The sequence below is a fragment of the Streptomyces sp. NPDC005898 genome (genome assembly GCF_040629635.1).
GTDB lineage: Bacteria > Actinomycetota > Actinomycetes > Streptomycetales > Streptomycetaceae > Streptomyces.
This window is the reverse complement of sequence record NZ_JBEXWC010000005.1, coordinates 1-22,678: the sequence shown is the minus strand read 5'-3', so window position 1 is coordinate 22,678 and position 22,678 is coordinate 1. Positions and strand designations below refer to the sequence as shown.

At 72.2% G+C, this 22,678-nt stretch carries 18 protein-coding genes and 1 rRNA gene; 8 read left to right on the top strand and 11 right to left on the bottom strand.

The genetic code is table 11. The annotated features are described in order from the left end of the window. Positions 1-151 precede the first annotated feature (151 nt). Both ABZ385_RS09180 and ABZ385_RS09175 read right to left on the bottom strand, forming a co-directional pair. The gene (locus ABZ385_RS09180) at positions 152-823 is read right to left on the bottom strand and encodes an HAD family hydrolase (protein WP_358697960.1); all 672 of its coding nucleotides are present in this window, start codon (positions 821-823) and stop codon (positions 152-154) included. Positions 824-911: 88 nt separating this feature from the next. Then, positions 912-1,418, bottom strand: a complete 507-nt coding sequence (locus ABZ385_RS09175; RefSeq protein WP_358587508.1) for a hypothetical protein — start codon at positions 1,416-1,418, stop codon at positions 912-914. A 310-nt stretch (positions 1,419-1,728) separates the two neighbouring features. Here ABZ385_RS09175 and ABZ385_RS09170 point away from each other — a divergent pair, with 310 nt between their 5' ends. Then, positions 1,729-2,166 carry an Rv3235 family protein gene (locus ABZ385_RS09170; RefSeq protein WP_358910623.1) on the top strand — a complete coding sequence of 146 codons (438 nt, stop codon included), beginning with the start codon at positions 1,729-1,731 and terminating at the stop codon, positions 2,164-2,166. 144 nt (positions 2,167-2,310) lie between these two features. On the opposite strand, the gene secA is transcribed toward ABZ385_RS09170, so the two are convergent. After that, positions 2,311-5,148, bottom strand: a complete 2,838-nt coding sequence (gene secA / locus ABZ385_RS09165) for a preprotein translocase subunit SecA (RefSeq protein ID WP_358587504.1) — start codon at positions 5,146-5,148, stop codon at positions 2,311-2,313. Positions 5,149-5,371: 223 nt separating this feature from the next. Here secA and ABZ385_RS09160 point away from each other — a divergent pair, with 223 nt between their 5' ends. Next, entirely contained in the window at positions 5,372-5,944 is a 573-nt protein-coding gene (locus ABZ385_RS09160) for a GNAT family N-acetyltransferase (RefSeq protein WP_358587502.1), read from the top strand. Positions 5,945-5,995: 51 nt separating this feature from the next. Beyond that, on the top strand, positions 5,996-7,159 hold the full coding sequence (locus tag ABZ385_RS09155) for a crosslink repair DNA glycosylase YcaQ family protein (RefSeq protein WP_358587500.1): 1,164 nt from the start codon (positions 5,996-5,998) through the stop codon (positions 7,157-7,159). On the opposite strand, the gene ABZ385_RS09150 is transcribed toward ABZ385_RS09155, so the two are convergent. The 7 genes from ABZ385_RS09150 to mtnA form a co-directional block, all read right to left on the bottom strand. Beyond that, positions 7,152-7,895: a response regulator transcription factor gene (locus tag ABZ385_RS09150; protein WP_358587497.1), complete on the bottom strand. Its 744-nt coding sequence runs from the start codon at positions 7,893-7,895 to the stop codon at positions 7,152-7,154. The genes ABZ385_RS09155 and ABZ385_RS09150 overlap by 8 nt on opposite strands. Positions 7,896-8,092: 197 nt before the next feature. After that, positions 8,093-8,818 carry a ribosome-associated translation inhibitor RaiA gene (raiA, locus tag ABZ385_RS09145; RefSeq protein ID WP_358587520.1) on the bottom strand — a complete coding sequence of 242 codons (726 nt, stop codon included), beginning with the start codon at positions 8,816-8,818 and terminating at the stop codon, positions 8,093-8,095. Between the two features lie 306 nt (positions 8,819-9,124). After that, a complete protein-coding gene (locus ABZ385_RS09140) occupies positions 9,125-9,910 on the bottom strand; it encodes a ComF family protein (RefSeq protein WP_358910621.1) in 786 nt (261 codons plus the stop codon). A gap of 129 nt (positions 9,911-10,039) precedes the next feature. Beyond that, complete coding sequence (locus tag ABZ385_RS09135; protein WP_358910856.1) at positions 10,040-11,800, bottom strand: LpqB family beta-propeller domain-containing protein; 1,761 nt, start codon at positions 11,798-11,800, stop codon at positions 10,040-10,042. A 121-nt stretch (positions 11,801-11,921) separates the two neighbouring features. After that, a complete protein-coding gene (mtrB, locus tag ABZ385_RS09130) occupies positions 11,922-14,054 on the bottom strand; it encodes an MtrAB system histidine kinase MtrB (RefSeq protein WP_358910619.1) in 2,133 nt (710 codons plus the stop codon). A 1-nt stretch (position 14,055) separates the two neighbouring features. Next, entirely contained in the window at positions 14,056-14,745 is a 690-nt protein-coding gene (gene mtrA, locus ABZ385_RS09125; RefSeq protein ID WP_198502768.1) for a two-component system response regulator MtrA, read from the bottom strand. 420 nt (positions 14,746-15,165) lie between these two features. Continuing rightward, positions 15,166-16,311 (bottom strand): S-methyl-5-thioribose-1-phosphate isomerase, encoded by a 1,146-nt coding sequence (gene mtnA, locus ABZ385_RS09120; RefSeq protein ID WP_358910617.1) that lies wholly within the window; start codon positions 16,309-16,311, stop codon positions 15,166-15,168. Between the two features lie 174 nt (positions 16,312-16,485). On the opposite strand from mtnA, the gene ABZ385_RS09115 reads away from it, so the two are divergent. The 5 genes from ABZ385_RS09115 to ABZ385_RS09095 are packed head-to-tail and all read left to right on the top strand — an operon-like array spanning position 16,486 to position 22,318. Beyond that, positions 16,486-17,811: a glycerophosphoryl diester phosphodiesterase membrane domain-containing protein gene (locus tag ABZ385_RS09115; RefSeq protein WP_358590125.1), complete on the top strand. Its 1,326-nt coding sequence runs from the start codon at positions 16,486-16,488 to the stop codon at positions 17,809-17,811. A gap of 28 nt (positions 17,812-17,839) precedes the next feature. Further along, positions 17,840-18,541 carry a DUF4129 domain-containing protein gene (locus ABZ385_RS09110; protein WP_358590128.1) on the top strand — a complete coding sequence of 234 codons (702 nt, stop codon included), beginning with the start codon at positions 17,840-17,842 and terminating at the stop codon, positions 18,539-18,541. After that, complete coding sequence (locus ABZ385_RS09105) at positions 18,538-20,004, top strand: DUF4350 domain-containing protein (RefSeq protein ID WP_358910615.1); 1,467 nt, start codon at positions 18,538-18,540, stop codon at positions 20,002-20,004. Before ABZ385_RS09110 ends, ABZ385_RS09105 begins: the two co-directional genes overlap by 4 nt. Then, entirely contained in the window at positions 20,004-21,008 is a 1,005-nt protein-coding gene (locus ABZ385_RS09100) for a MoxR family ATPase (RefSeq protein WP_358910854.1), read from the top strand. The genes ABZ385_RS09105 and ABZ385_RS09100 overlap by 1 nt, the downstream gene beginning before the upstream one ends. Further along, positions 21,008-22,318, top strand: a complete 1,311-nt coding sequence (locus ABZ385_RS09095) for a DUF58 domain-containing protein (RefSeq protein WP_358910613.1) — start codon at positions 21,008-21,010, stop codon at positions 22,316-22,318. Before ABZ385_RS09100 ends, ABZ385_RS09095 begins: the two co-directional genes overlap by 1 nt. A 90-nt stretch (positions 22,319-22,408) precedes the next feature. Here ABZ385_RS09095 and rrf read toward each other — a convergent pair. Continuing rightward, a 5S ribosomal RNA gene (gene rrf, locus ABZ385_RS09090) occupies positions 22,409-22,525 on the bottom strand. Positions 22,526-22,678 lie beyond the last annotated feature (153 nt).

Here is a 22,678-nt window from a genome sequence, read left to right as displayed (position 1 = left end):
GCAGGGGCAGAACCTGGACACTCTGCACAGTACGCGGGGGCGCCCGTCGAGGTCGCCCCGCTCGGCGGAGCCGCCCCGGGCGGGCACGTTGTCCGGGAAGGACGACGGACGCATCCGTACGGCCGTACGAACGCGCGAGCGCCCGGACATCTCAGGCGGCGAGCCGTTCCGCCACGAGCACGGCCTCTCCCAGGCTGTCCACGACCGGCACACCGGCGCACTCCAGGCTGGCCCTGCTGTGCGAACCGCCGGTGTAGAGCACGGCCCGCGCCCCCACGTGCGCGGCGGCGATCGCGTCGTCGAGGGCGTCACCGATGACGACGACCCGCTCGGCGGCGGCGACGACACCTTCCAGCGCGGCGAGGTGCCGCACCATCCGCTCGGCCTTCCCGGCGTGCGAGTCGTCGGTGCGCCCGTCGATCCGCACGAAGTGCTCCTGGATGCCGTGCCTGCGCACCAGCGGTACGAGGTGTTCGTGCGGGGCCAGGGACAGCAACGACTGCGTGTGCCCCTCGGCCCGCCGCTCGGCCAGCAGCCGGGCGGCCCCCTCGGTGAGCCCGCAGGTCTCGGCCCGCGCCCAGTAGTGCCGGTGGAAGACGGCGTCCATGACGCGCCACTCACTGTCGCTGGGCAGCCGCCCCAGCAGCCGCTCGTAGAACAGCGGGATCGGCACGCAGTACAGCTCGCGGTACCGCTCCAAGGTGATGGGCTCGATCCCGAGCTCCGCGAAGGAGGCGTTCGTCGCCTCGATCACCGCGTGAATGTCATGCAGGAGCGTCCCGTTCCAGTCCCACACGATGTGCGCCCCGCGCCGCGTCCCCATCCCCCAAATCTACCCTCCGCCGATGCCCGGCGAACGCCCGCGGAGACCTGCCCGGAGGCCAAAGGCTCGGGACTTCGAAACCGGCTTCTCAGGCGATCAGCCCGGGAATCTCCTGCGTGGCGAACCAGAGCAGCTCGTGGTCCTCGACCCCGTCCACCACGAACCGCGCGTCGTCGTCGCCCTGGTCCGCGGCGCCCAGCAGGGACGCCGCCGCGGCCACGTCCGCCTCCGCGTCCGGCGCGTCCACGTGCACGGCCGCCACCTTGCCCATCGGGAGCGCCTCGGCGATCCGCACCTCCCCGAGCGCCCCCTGGTCGAGCCCCCGGTCGGGGTCGGCGACGGCCGCCCCGTCCGGTACGTCGGCCGCCAGCACGACCCGCCGCCGCGCCGCCTTGGGGTCCACCGCCACCAGCCGCAGCGACGCCATCGCCGCCCGGTTCAGCGCCGCGTACTCCAGCTCCTCGATGTCGTCGGAGACGTACCACTCCCGCAGCGCCGGGGTCACGGCGTAGGCGACCAGCGGCCCGGGCGCCAGCTCCCCCGCCCGGTACGCCTCGGCGAGCCGGGACAGGGTCAGGGGAACGTAGAGGCGCATGACTGACCGCTTTCATTCGTGTCCGCCCGCGGACGGAGCTGCGTGGCCGGAGAAGGCCTTCAGGATACGTCCGTGAGTCCCCCATCGAGCTGCCCCCACCTGCCGGGGAGCCGTCCACGCCCGTCCGCGGTCTCACCCGCCGCCATCCCGCGCTCGCGGCGCCACCGGCCCGCGCGACCCCCCGGATAGGTGAACCGCCCGGCCCGCCCCCGGGCCGCCGCCGAACCCTTGCACCGGCCACCACCGCCCCCGTACAAGATCCCCAACGGGAAGTTACTCCCCGGTACAGCAGGCGATGAAGGAGGCTCCCATGCGCAAGGTGATGACGAGACCACGTCCCCGCCCCTCGGCGTCCCGCCCGCCCACCGGCCGTCCGCCCACCCGCAGGGACTCCCGCCGGCCCCTGCGCGCGATCCCGGCGCAGCCGCCCCCGCACCCCACGGAGGTCTTCGCCGAACGCCTGCTGCTCGTCCTCAGCGGACAGCGCCCCCTGCACTGGGTGGCCCGCCACATCGCCAACACGGCGTACGACGAGCTGGCCCGCCTCGCCGAGCTGGCCCCGCTGTGCGCGGACGGCCACCGCCCCACCATCCACCGCATCGGCCACTACCAGCCGCACCCCGACGCCTACGAGGTCTTCGCCCGCGTCACGGCGGGCCCGAGACTGCGCGCGCTCGCCTTCCGCCTGGCGCTGGGCCCGGACCGCAAATGGCGCTGCACGGCGGTGGAGACGGAGAAGAGCCACTGACCTACGCCACAGGGGCCGGGCCCCACGACAAAGGGGCCGGAGAAATCCCCGGCCCCTCGAACCAGCCCGCGCCCGGCCCGGTCAGGCCGCCCGGGGGCAACCTGACCGGACCCGGTCAGCGCCCGGTCACCGCGACAGCGCGCCTCACTTCTTGCGGCGACGCCCGCCCTTCTGGGCCTTGCGGCGCTCCGCGCGGGTCATCCCGTCCGCCTCGGACCGCACCCCGGAACCGTCCGTGGTGAAGTCGCCCTCGTCCACGCCGCCCTCGGCGTTCGGCGCCTGGAAGTGCAGGCGGTCGGGGCGCTGCGGAGCCTCCAGGCCCTTCGCGCGGATCTCGGGGCGCGCCCCGGCGCCGGCCGGAACCGCGTCCTGCGCGCCGTCCTTGGTGAGCGAGGTGGCGGCCGCGTCCTCGACGGGGACCTCCTCGACCTGCTGCTCGACCTGGACCTCCAGGTTGAACAGGTAGCCGACGGACTCCTCCTTGATGCCGTCCATCATGGCGTTGAACATGTCGAAGCCCTCGCGCTGGTACTCGACCAGCGGGTCCTTCTGCGCCATGGCCCGCAGGCCGATGCCCTCCTGGAGGTAGTCCATCTCGTAGAGGTGCTCGCGCCACTTGCGGTCGAGCACCGACAGGACGACCCGGCGCTCCAGCTCACGCATGATGTCGGAGCCGAGCTGCTGCTCCCGCGCCGCGTACTGCTCGTGGATGTCGTCCTTGATGGACTCGGAGATGAACTCGGCGGTGAGGCCCGCGCGGTCGCCCGCCGCGTCCTCCAGCTCCTCGATGGTGACCTTGACGGGGTAGAGCTGCCGGAAGGCGCCCCACAGCCGGTCCAGGTCCCACTCCTCGGCGAAGCCCTCGGCGGTCTCGGCGGCGATGTACGCGTCGATGGTGTCGTCCATGAAGTGCGCGATCTGCTCCTGCAGATCCTCGCCCTCCAGGACGCGGCGACGCTCTCCGTAGATGACCTCGCGCTGGCGGTTGAGGACCTCGTCGTACTTGAGGACGTTCTTGCGGGTCTCGAAGTTCTGCTGCTCGACCTGCGACTGGGCCGAGGCGATGGCGCGCGTGACCATCTTGTTCTCGATCGGCACGTCGTCGGGGACGTTGGCCATCGACATGACGCGCTCGACCATCTGCGCCTTGAAGAGCCGCATCAGGTCGTCGCCCAGCGAGAGGTAGAACCGGGACTCGCCCGGGTCGCCCTGGCGTCCGGAACGACCACGCAGCTGGTTGTCGATCCGGCGCGACTCGTGGCGCTCCGTGCCGAGGACGTACAGCCCGCCGAGGGCCTTGACCTCCTCGAACTCCTGCTTGACGGCCCGCTCGGCCTTCTCCAGGGCGGCGGGCAGCGCGGCCGCCCACTCCTCGACGTGCTCCACGGGGTCGAGACCGCGCTGGCGCAGCTCGGCCTCGGCGAGGTCCTCGGGGTTGCCGCCGAGCTTGATGTCCGTACCACGGCCGGCCATGTTCGTGGCGACCGTGACGGCGCCCTTGCGACCGGCCTGCGCGACGATCGTGGCCTCACGGTCGTGCTGCTTGGCGTTGAGCACCTCGTGCTGGATGCCCCGCTTGGAGAGCTGCTGCGAGAGGTACTCCGACTTCTCCACGGAGGTGGTGCCGACCAGGATCGGCTGCCCCTTCTCGTGCTTCTCCGCGATGTCGTCGACGACGGCGGCGAACTTGGCGACCTCGGTGCGGTAGATCAGGTCGGACTGGTCGGCGCGGACCATCGGCCGGTTCGTCGGGATCGGCACGACGCCCAGCTTGTAGATCTGGTGGAACTCGGCGGCCTCGGTCATCGCCGTACCGGTCATGCCGGACAGGCCGCTGTCGTAGCCCTCGCGCTTGTAGAGGCGGAAGAAGTTCTGGAGGGTGATGGTGGCGAGGGTCTGGTTCTCGTCCTTGATGTCCACCCCTTCCTTCGCCTCGATCGCCTGGTGCATGCCCTCGTTGTAGCGGCGGCCGGCGAGGATACGGCCGGTGTGCTCGTCGACGATCATGACTTCGCCGTCGATGACGACGTAGTCCTTGTCCTTCTTGAAGAGTTCCTTGGCCTTGATGGCGTTGTTGAGGTAACCCACCAGCGGCGTGTTCACCGACTCGTAGAGGTTGTCGATGCCCAGCCAGTCCTCGACCTTGCTCACGCCGGACTCGTGGATGGCGACGGTGCGCTTCTTCTCGTCGACCTCGTAGTCCCCGGTCTCCTCGATGCCCTTGAGGGGGTTGCCGGGCTCGCCCTTGGTGAGGCGGGTGACGAGCTTGGCGAAGTCGCCGTACCACTTGGTGGCCTGGTCGGCGGGGCCGGAGATGATCAGCGGGGTGCGGGCCTCGTCGACCAGGATCGAGTCGACCTCGTCGACGATCGCGAAGTTGTGGCCGCGCTGCACCAGCTCGTCCTGCGACCACGCCATGTTGTCGCGGAGGTAGTCGAAGCCGAACTCGTTGTTCGTGCCGTAGGTGATGTCGCAGTTGTACTGCTCACGGCGCTGGGCCGGCGTCATGTTGGCCAGGATGCAGCCGACGCTCAGACCCAGGAACTTGTGGACGCGGCCCATCATCTCGGAGTCGCGCTCGGCCAGGTAGTCGTTGACCGTGATCAGGTGGACGCCCTTGCCTGACAGGGCGTTCAGATACGCGGGCAGCGTGCCGACGAGGGTCTTGCCCTCACCGGTCTTCATCTCGGCGACATAGCCCATGTGCAGCGCGGCACCGCCCATCATCTGGACGTCGTAGTGCCGCTGGCCCAGGACGCGCTTGGCGGCCTCACGGACCGTCGCGAAGGCCTCGGGCAGCAGGTCGTCGAGCGTCTCGCCGTCGGCGTATCGCTCCTTGTACTCCTGGGTCAGCGCGCGCAGCTCGGCGTCGGAGAGGCTGACGAAGTCCTCTTCGATGGAGTTGACCTGGTCCGCGATGCGGTGCAGCTTGCGCAGGATCTTGCCTTCGCCTGCACGCATGATCTTCGAGAGGACGGACACGGGGGTTGGTCTCCTTGCCGGTCGGGCCTGGCATGGTCGGGTTTTACTCGTCGGGCAACGGTCATCGTATGCGAGGACCCGCCCGCGCCGGGAGGTCTGCTCTGAGGTCAACGGCCGAGGGGCGCCGAAGGTGCCGGGTGGCATGTGCGGCCGGTACGTGATGACCACACCGGGCCGGCAAAAACGCTGGCCCCCGGAACGGCGCCCCCCGCATCATCTCCTGATGGAGCCCGTCACCCTCACGACCGACCGCCTGAGCCTGCGCGCCTTCACCCCGCGCGACATCGACGAGGTCCACGCGGCCTGCCAGGACCCCGAGATCCAGCGCTGGACCACCATTCCCTCGCCGTACGCGCGCGTGGACGCCGAGAACTTCGTCCACCGCATGGTCCCCGACGGCTGGCGGGGCGACTCGGAGTACACCTTCGCCGTACGGCCCCGGGACGGCGGCCCCCTGCTCGCCGCGACCAGCCTGCACCACCCGCACTCGGGCGCCTGGGAGGTCGGCTTCTGGACGGCCGAAGAGCACCGGGGGCAGGGCTACATGACGGAGGCGGTGCTCGCTCTCGCCCGCTGGGCCTTCACCGAACTGCGCTGCCCGCGCCTCGAATGGCGCGCCGAGGTCGGCAACCACGGGTCGCGGGCCGTCGTGGAGAAGGCCGGTTTCACCGTCGAGGGCGTGCTCCGTGCGAGCCTGCTGAACAAGGGCACCCTCCGGGACGGCTGGGTGGGCGCCCTGCTCCCCGGTGACCTCGGTCTGCCGTCCGCGCGGCCCTACCTGCCGGCGCGAACCTGAGGGGTCGAGACCCCCGCCCGGCTGTCAGTGCCGCCGCCTATCGTTTCGACCATGACGAGCCTGCCGCGCCCCGTGATCGACCTCTCCGCCGACGAAGCCCGCCGCATCGCGCTGCGGGCCCAGGGGTTCCTGGGCGCGCCCGACCGCCGCTCCGGTGTGCGGGGCGTGCTGCGTCACCTCGGCGCGGTCCAGCTCGACACGATCTCCGTGCTGGCCCGCTCGCACGAACTCGTCCCTTACGCCCGCCTCGGCGCCGTCGGCCGCGACACGGTCGAGGCGGCGTACTGGACGCAGACCCACGCGTTCGAGTACTGGTCGCACGCCGCGTGCGTCCTGCCCGTCGAGGAGTGGCCGCACTTCGCCTTCCGCCGCCGCGCCTACCGCGCCCGCCCCCACTGGCACCACGACCTGCCCGACGGCGCCTACGACCAGGTCGTCGCACAACTGCGCGCCGAGGGCCCACTGACCGCCACCGAGCTGGGCGGCGCGAAGAACAAGGGCGAGTGGTGGGACTGGTCGGACGCGAAGATCGCCGTCGAGCGCGCGCTGATGTACGGCGAGGTGGTGTGCACCGAGCGCCGCTCCTGGAAGCGGGTGTACGACCTGGCGGAGCGCGCCATCCCGGACGCGCTGCTGCACGACGACCTGAGCGACACGGAGTGCCTGCGCCGCCTGGTGCGCCTGGCCGGCGAGGCGCTGGGCGTCGGCACGCGCGCGGACATCGCCGACTACCACCGCCTGAAGGGCGAGCAGTTCGACGCGGTGGTCGCGGAGTCGGGTCTGGTGCCGGTGACGGTCCAGGGCTGGGACAAGCCGGCCTGGGCCGACCCGAAGGCGCTGGAGACGACCCCCCGCGGCCGGCACCGCACGACGCTGCTGTCCCCCTTCGACTCCCTGATCTGGGAGCGGGCGCGCACGGAGCGGATCTTCGGCTTCACGCACCGCCTGGAGGCCTATGTGCCCAAGCCCAGGCGGATACACGGCTACTTCGCGATGCCCCTGCTCGCCGGCGGCAGGCTCCTGGGCCGGGTCGACCCCGCGCGCGAGGGCAGCACGCTGGTGGCCAGGCAGGTCTCGCTGGACTCCCCGAAGGCGGTGGCGCCGATGGCCCAGGCGCTCCTGGAGGCGGCGTCCTGGGTCGGCTGCGATGCCGTACGGGTGGAGCGGGTGAACCGTCCGGAGCTGACGGCCGAGCTGGTGCGCGCCCTCACCTGATCTCCAGGATCTTCTCCCGCATCGCGTACACCACGGCCTCCATCCTGGAATGCAGTTGCAGCTTCTCCAGGATGTTGCGCACGTGGTTCTTCACGGTGTTCTCGGAGATGAACAGCTCTTTGGCGATGTCGCGGTTGTTCATCCCCGTGGCGACGAGTTTCAGGACTTCCAGTTCACGGTCGGTCAGGCGCGGCGCGGGCACGAGTCTGCGCTCGTCGGTGCGCTGGATCATCGACTTGAACTCGGTGAGCAGCTTCGAGGCCATCGACGGGCTGATCTGCGACTGCCCGTCGGCCACCGCGCGAATCGCCGTGGCCACCTCGTCCGTGGAGATCTCCTTGAGGAGGTATCCGGTGGCGCCCGCCTTGATCGCGTCGTAGAGGTCCGCCTCCTCGTCGCTTATGGTCAACATGATGATCTTGGCGCTGGGTGCCACCTCCTTGATGGAGGTGCACGCCTCGATGCCGCCGCGCTTGGGCATGCGGACGTCCATCAGCACGATGTCGGGCAGCAGGTCGGCGGCCTTGTCCACCGCCTCGGCGCCGTCGCCGGCCTCGCCGACGACCTGGATGTCCTCCTCGGCGGCGAGGACGATCTCCAGGCCGCGGCGGAAGAGGGCGTGGTCGTCCACGACAAGGACCCGAATGGGCTCCTTGCGCGGAGTGCCCGCCTCCGATCCGATGCCGATGCCGTCCGCGGCATCCTCGTGACGCATCGGTCCGAAGCTGTCCGCCATCGTTCCTCCCCCATGAAGGCCGTGGCCTGTTGTGCCGGTGCTGCGCCAACCCCGGGCGGCAGCACGCCGGTTGACCGGCGGGCCCATGATTTCACGTCCGGAGCCGGTGCGGTGCGCGCACTGGTCGCACGAGGGTGCCCCTGGGGGGCGCACACGCGCTCCAGGGGCACCATGACGGCGGTCAGGGGGGCGGCGGGTCAGCCGCCGAGGGCCCCACCGGCACCGGCCGTCTCCGCGTTGGCGACCATCGGGTCGGTGTTGAGGCGGATGACGCCGTAGTCGTAGGCGTGCCGCCGGTAGACGACGCTGGGTTCCTTGGATTCGGAGTCGACGAACAAGTAGAAGTCGTGTCCGACCAGTTCCATCTCATAGAGCGCCTGATCGAGCGACATGGGGGCCGCGACGTGCGTCTTCTCGCGGACCACGAGGGGGCCTTCGCCCTGGATCTCCAGCGAGCCGATCTTCTTGACCGGTACACCGTCGGGCTCTTCGTCACGCGCGAGGGTGCCGTCCCCGTTGAGCGTCGCCGCGTCGGGGACGCGCTCGGCGACCTCGGCGGCCGAGAGCCGGCCGTTGCCACGCCGGTTGTGGCGCTTCTCGTGCTGCTTGCGCAGGCTGGCGTCGAGCTTGGCCGTGGCCAGGTCCAGCGCCGCGTACGGATCGGCCGCCGCGGCTTCCGCGCGGATCACGGGTCCGCGCCCGCGGAGGGTGATCTCCACGCGGTCGGAACGGTCGGCCTGACGCGGGTTGGTTTCCTTGGACACCTCGACGTCGAGGCTGATCACCTTGCCGTCGAGCTTCTGGATCTTGTCCAGCTTCAGCTTCTCGGCCACGTGCTTGCGGAACCGCTCGGGCACCTCGGTCTTGCGGCCCTTGACGACGATGTCCACGCAGAACTCCGTTCCCGGATCGCTCCGCTTCAGCGGCGGAGCATCTCCCTTTTGCACCAGACCCCGGTGACTTCCGGGGCCTCGGACTCGGTGACGTCCACCTCCTCCTCCCCCGCGGGCAAGATCTCCACCCCACCGGTCCGGGTGATTGCGCGAATCCAAGATCCGCGAACCCTTTGGACCGGCATGGACCGGCATTCCGATATGCGAGGCGCGGCGTTCGCCATTCCTCACAACCGAACATATCTCGCCCGGACGGATGTCGTCACCCTCTACTGCTACGTACCTCCATTCAGGTGTATCAGTCCTCTCACCACCTGCAACGACACAACTTCTCCATCAGTTCCGGTTTATTCCGAAAGAATCCGGAGGCCCGGCGACAACGGCCGCACCGGCCTCCGGCCGCATGCCGTTTTCTCTGTACTGTTCACGTATTGCGCGCGCGGCCTCCGCCAATGAGGCGCCGGTGGTCATCAGGTCGTCCACGACCACGATCCGGCCGGACCCCGCCAGCAGTCGGCCGCCCCCGGCGGTCACCTCCAGGGCGCCCGCCAGATTGGCCCGCCGCTGCCGGGAGCCGAGCCCCGACTGATCGGCCACCGCACGCCGTTGGCGCAGCACCGCGAGCACCCGCGCCGGGATCCCCGCTCGTCGCAGCTCACCCGCCGCGGCGAGCGCGATCCGCCGCGCCGGGTCATGTCCACGCGCCCGCACCGCGGCACGCGCCGACGGCACGGGGACGAGCGACAACGGCACCGCACGCCCCTGTGAGCCGCCGTGCGTGCCGTCTACCCAGGAACCCGTCCCCGTATCACCCCGTTTCCCGCCCTCCGCCCGCAGACCGGCGAGCACAGCTCTGGCCAACGCTTCGCCCAGGGGTCCCGCGAGCCCCAGGGCGCCGCGCTCCTTGTGCGCGAGCAGCGCGGCCCGCACCGCGTCCGCGTACGGCGCCGCCGCGTGTACCACCGGCAGTCCGTCCGGCTCGGGCACCGGCCGCACCCGGCGCGGCGCGCTCCCGCACAGCGCCGCCCGGCACTCGGCGCACAGCACCGCGCGAAGCCGTCCGCAGCCCCCGCACTCGGCCGGCAGCACCAGGTCGGTCAGGTCCCGCCACCACCCCCGCATGACCCCACTGTGCCAACGGGCGGCCGGCGCCACCAGCCCTGTGGACAAGCGCCTGTGGATAACTCTCACGCGACCCCGCGACCCCGCGACCCCGCGACCCCGCGACCCGCGCCCCCACGCCGGACCGCCTCACCCCGGGTAGACCGGAGCCGACCCCTCCTTGACCACTGTCTGCCACTGCGATCCCGCCGGCAGCCGTACGATCCCGTCGTCCGAGTGCGCCACCAGCGGCTGCTGCTCGCTCTCGGAGGCCGCGATCTCCTTGACGCCCGTCAGCCCCGGCAGCGTGGTGCCCGAGAGCACCGACCCGTCGCACTGGACGTACCGCATCTGCTGCACCCCGCCGGACTCCCGCCCGACCACCACGAGGCGGCTGCCCCCGGCCCAGGACATGGCGGTGACCCGCTCCATCCGCGGCGCGGCCTGGGTGGGGTCGAGCACCGATATCCGCGGCCGCTCGCCCTCGCCCCGCTCACCGCGCTCCACCCGGCCGATCCACAGCGAGGTCTTGTCGTCCTTCTCCACCAGCAGTGCGATGCGCACGCCGTCGGCCGACACCCGTACCGCCTCGATACGCCCGTCGAGTCCGGGCACCTCGACCTGCACCGCGTGGCCCTCGCCCCGCTCCAACCAGAGCAGCCGCGGCCGCTGGGGGTCGCGGTCGGCCACCCACAGGTCGCCCCTGCCGTCCCAGCTGGGCGTGGAGAGGCGGTCCTCCTCCGCCTTGGCCTTGCTGCGCACCTGCGCCTTGCCGAGCGTGTCCTCCAGGAACAGCGACCCGGTGTACAGCGACTTCCCGTCGAGCGACACCCCGGCGGCCCGCTTCTCGTCGCGCGAGACCGCCGCCGAGCGCAGCGGCTGGTCGCCGGTGCCGAGGATGCCGTTCACCGGCTCCGGGTCCGCGGTGCTCCCGGCATTGGCCGGCATCCGCACCAGGCGGTGCTTCTCGTCGATGAAGTACTGGTAGTCGGGCCGCTCCGCGCCGCGGTGCGCCGCGACGCTCTGGGCGTGGTTCTGGCTCAGGACGCAGAGCATCGAACCGTTGGACCTCTGGAGCGTCACCTGCTCCACCCCCGAGGGCGTCAGGTCCTGGAGGGTGAACAGCAGTTGCGCCGCCATCTCCCGGCACCGCGTCTGACTGGCGTCGTCGGCCTGCTTGTTCAGCTGCACGGTCAGCCGGTTCTGGTCGTCCGGCGTCAGCGACGCCCGGGGGTCCTTGAGCCGCGTACCGCTGCGGAACCTCGACTCGACCACCTGGTCGAGCCAGTTGGTCGGGCCCGCCAGCAACGCCTTCACCGTCTGCGTCAGCGGATCGATCCGCTGCCGGATGTAGATGGGGTCGGCGACGAGTCCCGTCCGGCCGTTCGCGCCCGCCCCCGAAGGGCCCGCGAAGTAGTACTTGTTGACGGACCGGTAGATGCGCTGGAAGTCCGACTCGCCGAGCACCACTCCCGGCGGCGGCTTGTCGATGCGCCACTCCTTGCGGCCCCCGGGCCCCCGCACCTGGCTCAGGTGCACGCTCTGGCTGTAGGACGCCTCCTCGGGCCGGTACGCGTGCTGCTCGTCCACCCGCGCGACCTGCCGGCCGGTCAGCGCGAACCGCCGACTGCCCTCCACGTCGTTGCCCGCGTTGCCCGCGTCGGTGTTCGGGCCGTCCGCGAGCACCGTGGTGGACCCCTCGGGGTTCCAGTGCTTCGACGCGTCCTTCGTCAGATACTTGCGTGCCATCGCGAACTGCGGATCGTCGCTGGTCAGCGCCTCCAGGAAGCCCTGCACGATCTCCACGGCCCGGGCGCCCTCGCGCGGCGGCATCGCGTAGACGCGGACCTGCGGGCGGGAGTCGGGCCGCTGCGAGGCGTCCACGGACTCCAGGTTCCCGCTGTCGGGCATCGCGGCGCAGCCGGCCAGGAGGGCCGCACAGCCGCCCAGCAGCAGCCCGGTGCGCAGCGGACGCCCCCGGCGCCCACGGCGGTCACGCCCCTGCCGGTCGGCGCCCACGCGTGCCTGTCGGTCAGCGCCCACGCGTGCTCTCCCCATCCTTCGCCGAACCCGCCTCGCCCTCGGGCGCCGCCTGCCGCGGACCACCCGCCGGGCGCTGTGCCTCCGCGGCCCCTTCGGGACCGCCTGCCACCACGTCACCGTCCGGCGCGCCGTCTCCGTCCGGCACACCGTCGTCCACCGGCCTGCGCGGCACGACCCGCGAGCCGCTGCCGGGCAGCGCCGTCGGGTCCACGGCGCCGGTCCGCGCGAACCGGGGGGCCATCGGGCCCTTGCCGGGCATGGACGGCGACACCCTCTCGGAGACGGCGGACGGCTGGGCGGGCACGGTCGCGAGCTTGTTGCCGCCCCCGAGCGGCAGCCCGGCGTCGTTCAGACCGCGGTGGCGCCGCGAGTCGTCGGGCTCCAGCGGTATCGGCGAACCCCGCAGCGGCTCGTCCGCCGTCCTCGGCAACGTCAGCCGGAACTGCGAGCCGCCCCCCGGCTCGCCCCACGCCTGGAGCCACCCGCCGTGCAGCCGGGCGTCCTCCAGGGCGATGGACAGCCCGAGGCCCGTACCACCGGTGGTACGCGCGCGTGCCGGGTCCGCCCGCCAGAAGCGGCTGAAGACCCGGGTCGCCTCGCCGGGCTTGAGGCCCACGCCGTAGTCCCGCACCGCGACCGCCACCGCGCCGCCCGCCGCGGCGAGCCGCACCACGACGTCCTTGCCCTCGCCGTGCTCCACGGCGTTGACCACGAGATTGCGCAGCACCCGCTCCACGCGCCGGGCATCGGCCTCCGCGACCACGGGCTGCTCGTCCCCGACGATCCGTATGTGCGTGCCCTTGCGCTCGGCGAGCATCTCCGCGCCGCCGACGACCCTGCGGACGACCTCACGCAGATCTATCGGCTCGGCCTCCAGCGCGGCCGCCCCCGCGTCGAACCTGCTGATCTCCAGCAGGTCCGCGAGCAGCGACTCGAACCGGTCCAGCTGATCGGCGAGCAACTCCGCCGAGCGCGCCGTCACCGGATCGAAGTCCACCCGCGCCTCGTGGATGACGTCGGCGGCCATCCGCACGGTCGTGAGCGGCGTGCGCAGCTCGTGCGAGACGTCGGACACGAACCGCCGCTGCATCCGCGACAGCTCCTCCAGCTGCTGGATCTTCAGCTGGAGGTTCTGCGCCATCTTGTTGAACGCCTCACCGAGCCGCGCGATGTCGTCCTCCCCCGTCACCTTCATACGTTCCTGAAGGCGCCCGGCGGACAGCCGCTCGGCGATCCCCGCGGCCATGCGCACGGGCGTGACCACCTGGCGCACCACCAGCCAGGCGATGGCGCCCAGGAGCACGACGACGAAGAGCCCGGCGGTGGCGAGGGTGGTCCTGACGAGGTTGAGCGACTCCTCCTCCTGCGTCAGCGGGAAGAGGTAGTACAGCTGGTACGGATCGCCGTTGAGGTCGTTGAGCCGCTTGCCGATCACGAGGCCGGGCTGCGGCTCCCGCCCGTCGTCGTAGACGATGCGCGTATTGGCCTGGAGGACCTCGGAGCCCTTGTCGACCTGCCCGCGCAGCTCCTCCGGCACGCTCAGGATCGGCTCCACACCGCCCGAGGCCCGCGAACCGCGGACGCTGCCCGCGTCGCTCGTGGACGTCAGCGTCACCACGGCGAACGCGTTCTGGCCGCCGCTGGACAGCTGCTCGACGAGGTCGGACATCCACATGGCGGCGTTGCGCCCGTCGACCGTGCTGCCGTCGGGGCCTTGGCCCTGCTCGGTGCTCTGCCGCGCGGCGTTGACACTGTCCTGGGCGGCCCGGAAGCCGCCGTCGGCCTGGCTCTGCGAAGCCTTCACCTTGGCCTTGAGCAGGCCGTTGTTCACCGAGCTGAGCACGGCGAAGCCCAGCATGAGGACCACGCCGAGCGACATCAGGAGGGTCGTGACGACGACCTTCAGCTGGATGTTGCGCCGCCACAGCCGTACGGCGGGCAGCAGCGGCCTGCGCACCCAGCGGGCGAAGAGCCGCAGCACGGGGCTGCCCTGCACGCCGCCCTGCAACAGCAGCCCGCCGTCGGCGAGCCGTCCGAACCGTGACCCGTGCCGCGCCGGTCCAGTCCGCCCCGACCGAGCCCTTGCACCGCCGGGCGCCGAGGAGGAACTGTCCCGGGACATGTCAGCTCGGTCCGGCCTTGTAACCGACACCCCGGACGGTCACCACGATCTCCGGCCGCTCGGGGTCCCGCTCGACCTTGGAGCGCAGCCGCTGCACGTGCACGTTCACCAGCCGGGTGTCCGCCGCGTGCCGGTAGCCCCAGACCTGTTCCAGGAGCACCTCGCGGGTGAACACCTGCCACGGCTTGCGCGCCAGCGCCACCAGCAGGTCGAACTCCAGCGGCGTCAGCGCGATCGACTGCCCCTCCCGCTTCACGGAGTGCCCCGCCACGTCGATGACCAGGTCACCTATGGCCAGCTGCTCCGGCGCGGGCTCCTCCGAGCGGCGCAGCCGCGCCCTGATCCGGGCCACCAGCTCCTTCGGCTTGAAGGGCTTGACGATGTAGTCGTCCGCCCCCGACTCCAGACCGACCACCACGTCCACGGTGTCGCTCTTGGCGGTGAGCATGACGATCGGCACCCCGGACTCCGCCCTGATCAGGCGGCACACCTCGATGCCGTCGCGGCCCGGCAGCATCAGATCGAGCAGCACGAGATCGGGCTTGGCCTCCCGGAAAGCGGCCAGCGCCTTGTCGCCATCAGCCACGAACGACGGCTCAAAACCTTCACCACGCAGCACAATCCCGAGCATCTCGGCCAGTGCGGTGTCGTCGTCGACGACAAGGACTCGTCCCTTCATGCCTGACATCATCCCATTCTCGTAACAGTGACTGGGGTGCTGGTGAGAGAGGTCACTGACCTGTGACGATAGTCGTATCGGGGCATCACTGTCTGCGGTGGCCGACCGCGGCCGAGGTCGGTAACGGACGCCGGGCGGGTCCACCCGTGACACCTCGCCCCGAGCCGACCGACAGCAAACCGGCCGGGTCAGGGGTACGAAACAAGCCAAGAAGCACCCGGCCGGGCACCGCCACGGCACCCGCCGGGACGATCCCGGTCTTGAGCCGGCCTCCCCGAACCCGCCCCGGCACCGTCCCACCGCCGCCCGCAGCCCGTCGCCGTTCCCGCACTCAGCCCCCCGCCCCCGCGCTCCTTCCCCTCCCGTCGGACGGCCCCGGACCGGCCCGGTGCCGGGCCCGGCCCGGCACCGGGGCATCCGGTCAGCCGACGGTCACCCCGCGCGCCTGCCGCACAGCTCCGCGAGACCCTCCGCCGTCACCGGCGACAGGACCCCCTCCTCCGTGACGATCGCCGTCACCAGCTCCGGCGGTGTCACGTCGAACGCAGGGTTGTACGCCTGCGTCCCCAACGGAGCCACCGCGATACCGCCTCCTGCCTCCGTCCCGATCATCGACACATGCGGCACCGTGACCTCCGTCACTTCATGGCCGGACCGCTGCTCCACCTCGATCGACGCTCCGTCCGGGGTCTCCAGGTCCACGCTCGTCACCGGCGCCACCACGATGAACGGCACGTGGTGATACCGCGCGAGCACCGCCAGCGGATAGCTCCCCACCTTGTTCGCCACCGAACCGTCGGCCGCGATCCGGTCGGCACCGATCAGCACCGCGTCCACCTCCCCGGCCGCGAACAGCGAACCCGCCGCGTTGTCCGTGAGCAGCGTGTACGCCATGCCGTTGCGCGCCGCCTCGTACGCCGTGAGCCGCGCCCCCTGGAGCAGCGGCCGCGTCTCGTCCACCCACAGCCTGCGCAGACTCCCCGCCCGATGCGCCCGCAGGGCCACCGCGAACGCCGTGCCCTCCCCACCGGAGACCAGCGCCCCGGTGTTGCAGTGCGTCAGGATCCGGTGCCCGCCGCCCGGCAGCAGCTCGTCGAGCAGCGCCAGGCCGTGGGCCGCCATCCGCCGGCTGGCCCCGGCGTCCTCGGCGTGCAGCGCCCGCGCCGCCTCCAGCGCGGCACCGGCCGCCCGCTCGGGCCCCGCGCCACTCACCACGGCCGTGCGGTGGGCCGCCTGGGCCCGGCGGGCGCCGTAGGCGAGGTTCACCGCGGTGGGCCGCGCCCCCGCCAGCGCGTCCGCCGCCTCGTCCACATCGAAACCGCGGGCCGCGGCGAGCGCGACGCCGTACGCCCCCGCGATGCCCAGCAGCGGTGCCCCGCGCACCGCGAGCGCGCGGATCGCCTCCACCAGAGCCGGTGGGTCGGTGCACACCAGCTCGCTCTCCTCGCCCGGCAGCCTGGTCTGGTCGAGGAGGACCAGTACGGGGCCTTCGGGTGGCTCCTCCCAGCGGATCGCGGGAATCGTCGGGGCCTCGGTCGGCCGTATGTCCTCGCCGGATTGCGCGTACTGATCAGCCATCCGCCCAGTCTGCCCCGTACCCGGCGGACAATTGAAGGTGTCCCGTGAAGGTGTCCCGCCGCTGTCCGAGGACGTCCCACCCCTGCGGCACCCGGTCACCCCGCCGGTGCCCCGTGGCACGATGGCTGGCAACCTGCCGCCGCACCCGCGGACGGGCACCGTGAAGGAGCGACGATGAACGACTCTCCGGGCTGGGCTTCGCCCGGATCCGCCCCCTCCGACGGACAGGACTCCGACGGGCCGGACACCGGCAAGCCGGACGCCGCCGAGCCCGCGGACGCAGGCCGCCAAAGCGGCCCGTCCAAGTGGTCCAAGGAGCAGCCGCCGCCCGCCGCATGGTCCCCGCCCGGCACCTCCGGCCCGACCCCGCCGCCTCCGCCCCCTCCGCCCGGCCAGGGCGGCGGCTGGGGCTGGGGCCAAGGCCCCCACGGCGGCCCCCCGGCAGGCCCAGGAGCCCCCGGCGGTCCCGGGGGCGGCTACCCCGGCTGGGGCGCCTGGCAGGGCCCGCCGCCCGCCGCCAAGCCGGGCGTCATCCCGCTCCGCCCGCTCGGCGTCGGTGAGATCCTCGACGGCGCCGTGTCCACGATGCGCGCCCACTGGCGCACGGTCCTCGGCATCTCCCTGACCGTCGCGGTGCTCACGGAGATCGTCGTCGTCCTCCTCCAGGGACTCGTCCTGAACGAGTCGGTGGACACCGACGCCCTCGACGACCCGAGCGCGACCGTCGGCGAACTGACCCGCGCCATGGGCGACACCATGCTGAACTCCGGAGTGGTCCTCGTGATCACCCTGCTCGGCACGATCGTCGCCACGGCCCTGCTCACCATGGTCACCAGCCGCGCGGTGCTCGGCAGGTCCGTGACGGCGGCCGAGGCCTGGCGGGACTCCCGCCCCCAACTGGCGAAGCTGTTCGGCCTGACCCTGCTCATCCCGCTCATCGGCGCCACGGTGATCGCCGTCGGCATCCTGCCCGGCCTCCTGATCGCGGTCGGCGGTGCCTCCGACGCCGGGGCGAGCCTCGCCGTCCTCGGTGGCCTCGCCGCGGGGGTCGCCGCCATCTGGCTCATGATCCGCTTCTCGCTCGCCTCTCCCGCGCTGATGCTGGAGAAGCAGAGCGTCCGGAAGTCCCTGACCCGCTCCGCCAAGCTGGTCCGCGGCTCCTGGTGGCGCGTCTTCGGCATCCAGCTGCTCGCCGCCGTCATCGCGAACATCGTGGCGTCGATCATCGTCATCCCGTTCACCTTCCTCGCCGGCGCGCTCAGCGGTGACGGCATCACCGGCTTCCTCGACCACACCGGCGAACTGGGCTGGACGTTCCTGATCATCAGCGGCGTCGGCTCCGTGATCGGCTCCATGCTGACGTTCCCCATCACGGCCGGCGTCACCGTGCTCCTCTACATCGACCAGCGGATCCGGCGCGAGGCCCTCGACCTCGAACTCGCCCGCGCCGCCGGTCTGCCCGGCCAGGGCCCCGGCCCGTCCGGCACACCGGGGAGCTGATGCGGTGACCGCGGCGGGGGCAGCGCTCATGGGGTTCGGAGCGGCACCGCTCCTGCCGCGCGCCGGCGACGACCCGCCGGTGACGATCCCCCGCGACCCCGCGCGGGAAGCCGCCGAGCGCGAACTGTCCAAGCCGATGTACCACGAGCAGGACCCCGGCGTCCTCCAGCGCGCCCTGAACCGCTTCTGGTCCTGGGTCGACGACCTGTTCACCGCCGCCTCGGGGGCCACCCCGGGCGGCGGGTTCGGCCTCCTCGTCATCGTCCTGGCCGCCGTACTCCTCGGCGTCGCCCTCTGGTGGCGCCTCGGCACCCCCACCCGGACCCCCGCCGGGACGCCGCCCCTCTTCGACGACCGCCCCCGCAGCGCCGCCGAACACCGAGCGGCCGCCGCCGCGCACGCCGCCCGGGGCCACTGGAACCAGGCCGTCCAGGAACGCATGCGCGCCCTCGTCCGCGCCCTGGAGGAACGCGCCCTCCTCGACCCGCGCCCCGGCCGCACCGCCGACGAGGCCGCGGCGGAAGCGGGCCGCACCCTGCCCGCCCACACCGGCCGACTGCGCGCCGCCGCCCACGAGTTCGACGACGTCACGTACGGCGGCCGCACCGCCGACGAGCCCGCGTACCTCCGCCTGACCGAACTCGACCACGACCTGGAACACACCAAGCCGACCCTGACCGCCAACACCCACCCCACCCCGCCCAGCACCCCCCACGGAGCCACCGAATGACCGGCTCCCCCGACCCGACCGAACCGCCTCAGACCGCCGCCGAGTGGCAACACCCGGGGGGCCACCGAACGACCGGCTCCCCCGGCCTGAGCGAGCCACCCCACGCCACCGCACGCCCCGCTACCGAACAGCAACACCCGAAGGGCCACCGAGCGGCCGACTCCTCCCACCCCACTGAGCCACCTCAGGCCGCCGCACGCCCCGACACCGAGCAGCAACACCCTGAGAGCCCCCGAGCGGACGGCTCCCCCGACCCCACCGAGCCGCGGCAGCCCGACGCCCCCACGTCCTCCACCTCGGTCGCGTCCACGCCCGGTCAGCTCTGGAGCCGCTCCCGGGGCATCGTCCTCGCTCTGCTCGTCCTCCTGGCGGCGGCCGTCGTCATGGCCGCCCTCCGCTCCGGCGGCGAACACGGCCGCCTCGACCCGCGCTCCGCCGCCCCCCACGGCAGCCGGGCCCTCGCCGAACTCCTCGCCGACCAGGGCGTGTCCACCCGCGTGGTCACCACCGCCCGAGCGGCCCGAGCCGCGGCCGGCCCCGACACCACCCTCCTCGTCGCCGACCCGGACCTGCTCAGCGACGGCCGGCGCTCCCGTCTGCGCGCCGCCACCAAGGACTCCGGGGGCCGGACCGTCCTCGTCACCCCCGGCACTCCATCCCTCAAGGCCCTCGCCCCGGGGGTCACCGCGCACGCCACGCCCGCCGAGCGCTCCACCCTCCCCCCGGCCTGCTCCCTCCCGGCCGCCCGCCGAGCGGGCCCCGCCGACATCGGCGGCATCCGCTACGACACCTCCGCCCCGAACGCCGAGGCCTGCTACCTCAGCGACGGCCTGCCCAGCCTGCTCCATCTCCCCGCCCCCCACGGAAAGGGCGACACCGTCGTCCTCGGCGCCCCCGACATCCTCTACAACGACCGCCTCGACCAGCAGGGCAACGCCTCCCTCGCCCTGCAACTCCTCGGCTCACGCCCCCACTTGGTCTGGTACCTGCCCTCCCTCGCCGACGACACGACGGCAACCGACTCCGAGCGCCGCGGCTTCTTCGACCTGATCCCCTCCGGCTGGCGATGGGGCACCCTGCAACTGGCCGTCGCCGCCGTACTCGCCGCCCTGTGGCGCGCCCGCCGCTTCGGCCCCCTCGTCGTCGAACGCCTGCCCGTCGCCATCCGCGCCTCAGAGACGGTCGAAGGCCGGGCCCGCCTGTATGCCAAGGCGAACGCCCGCGACCGCGCGGCCGAGGCCCTGCGCGCCGCCACCCATGCCCGCCTCGCCCCCCTCGTCGGCGTGCCCCCCGCCCAGGCCCACACGCCCCAGACGCTGATCCCGGCACTGTCCACGCGCCTTCGCGCCCTCGACCACGACCCACACCCCCTTCTCTTCGGTCCGCCACCGGGCGACGACGCAGCCCTCATCGCCCTGGCCGACCGACTCGACGCCCTCGAAAGTGAGGTACGCCACTCATGATGGACCCGACCACTGACAACGGGCCCGCCACCGCCACCGGGCCCGCCGGAGCTCCCCGCGACGCACGCGCTTCCCTCGAAGCCCTGCGCGCCGAGATCTCCAAGGCCGTGGTCGGCCAGGACCCCGCCGTCACCGGCCTCGTCGTCGCCCTCCTGTGCCGCGGCCACGTCCTGCTCGAGGGGGTCCCGGGGGTCGCCAAGACACTGCTCGTCCGCGCCCTCGCCGCGAGCCTCGAACTCGACACCAAACGCGTCCAGTTCACCCCCGACCTCATGCCGAGCGACGTCACGGGCTCCCTCGTCTACGACGCCCGCACCACGGAGTTCTCCTTCCAGCCGGGCCCGGTCTTCACGAACCTCCTCCTCGCCGACGAGATCAACCGCACCCCGCCCAAGACCCAGTCCGCGCTCCTCGAAGCGATGGAGGAACGCCAGGTCACGGTCGACGGCACGCCCCGCCCCCTCCCCGACCCCTTCCTCGTGGCGGCGACCCAGAACCCCGTCGAGCACGAAGGCACCTACCCCCTCCCCGAAGCCCAGCTGGACCGCTTCCTCCTCAAACTGACGGTGCCTCTCCCGTCCCGCGAGGACGAGATCGACGTCCTCACCCGCCACGCCGACGGCTTCGACCCCCGCGACCTGCGCGCCGCCGGCGTACGCCCCGTGGCGGGCCCGGCCGACCTGGAGGCCGCCCGCACAGCCGTCGCCGAGACCTCCGTCTCCCCCGAGATCACCTCCTACGTGGTGGACGTGTGCCGCGCGACCCGCGCATCCCCCTCCCTCACCCTCGGCGTCTCCCCCCGAGGCGCCACGGCGCTCCTCTCCACGGCACGCGCCTGGGCCTGGCTCACCGGCCGCGACTACGTCATCCCCGACGACGTCAAGGCCCTCGCCCTGCCCACACTCCGCCACCGCGTCCAGCTCCGCCCGGAAGCGGAGATGGAGGGCATCACCGCGGACTCCGTCATCAACGCGATCCTCACCCACGTCCCGGTGCCCCGCTGATGGCCCTCACCGGACGCGCGGCCCTCCTGGCGGCCCTCGGCAGCCTCCCCGTGGGCCTCTGGGACCCCAGCTGGACGGGCATCCTCACCGTCAACGCCCCGCTGGCCCTGGCCTGCGCCTGCGACGCCGCCCTGGCCGCCCCCGTACGCCGCCTCACCCTGACGCGCTCCGGAGCGACCTCCGTACGCCTGGGCCAGACCGCCGACGTGGAACTCACCGTCACCAACCCCTCGGCCCGCCCCCTGCGCGCCCACCTCCGCGACGCCTGGCCCCCGAGCAGCCGGCAGCCCGAAACCGACGGCACGGAGCCCCGCCACCAGCTGACGATCCCGGCCGGGGAATGCCGCCGCGTCACGACCACCTTGCGCCCCACCCGTCGCGGCGACCACCACTCCGACCGCGTGACCATCCGCTCGTACGGCCCCCTGCGTCTCTTCGCCCGCCAGGGCTCCCACCGAGTCCCCTGGGCGGTGCGCGTGCTGCCGCCCTTCACCAGCCGGAAGCACCTCCCCTCCAAACTGGCCCGCCTACGGGAACTCGACGGCCGCACCAGCGTGCTGACACGCGGCCAGGGCACGGAATTCGACAGCCTTCGCGACTACGTCCCGGGCGACGACACCCGCTCCATCGACTGGCGCGCCACGGCCCGCCAGTCCGCCGTCGCGGTCCGCACCTGGCGCCCGGAGCGCGACCGGCACATCCTGCTCGTCCTCGACACGGGCCGCACCTCGGCGGGCCGCGTCGGCGACACCCCGCGCCTGGACGCCTCCATGGACGCCGCGCTGCTCCTGGCCGCGCTGGCCTCCCGGGCCGGCGACCGCGTGGATCTCCTCGCATACGACCGCCGAGTACGCGCCCTCGTCCAGGGCCGCTCAGCAGGGGACGTCCTTCCCTCCCTGGTCAACGCCCTGGCGACGCTGGAGCCGGAACTCCTGGAGACCGACGCCCGAGGCCTGACGTCGACGGCCCTGCGCACAGCGCCCCGCGGTTCCCTGATCGTGCTGCTCACCAGCCTCGACAGGGCGCCCATCGAAGAGGGTCTCCTGCCCGTGCTTTCCCGCCTCACCAGGCGGCACAAGGTCCTGGTCGCCTCCGTGGCCGACCCTCACCTGGAGAAAATGGCCTCCGCACGCGGAACGGCGGAAGCGGTGTATGAAGCGGCAGCAGCGGCTCAGGCCCAATCGGAACGCAACCGCACGGCGGAACAACTCACCCGCCACGGCGTCACCGTCGTGGACGCCACCCCCGAGAACCTGGCTCCCGCCCTGGCCGACGCATACCTCTCTCTGAAGGCAGCCGGCCGCCTTTAGAAACGCCCCGGGGTGCAACCGATACTCCCTGAACGCAAAAAAGCCTCAGGCCCCGGACAATGTCCAGGGCCTGAGGCTTTATCAAAATTAGTTCGGCGGCGTCCTACTCTCCCACAGGGTCCCCCCTGCAGTACCATCGGCGCTGTGAGGCTTAGCTTCCGGGTTCGGAATGTAACCGGGCGTTTCCCTCACGCTATGACCACCGAAACACTATGAAACTGTCAACCGCACCGCAGTCGTGGCCCGACATACGGGGTTGTTCGTGGTTTCAGAACCAACACAGTGGACGCGAGCAACTGAGGACAAGCCCTCGGCCTATTAGTACCAGTCACCTCCACCCGTTACCGGGCTTCCAGATCT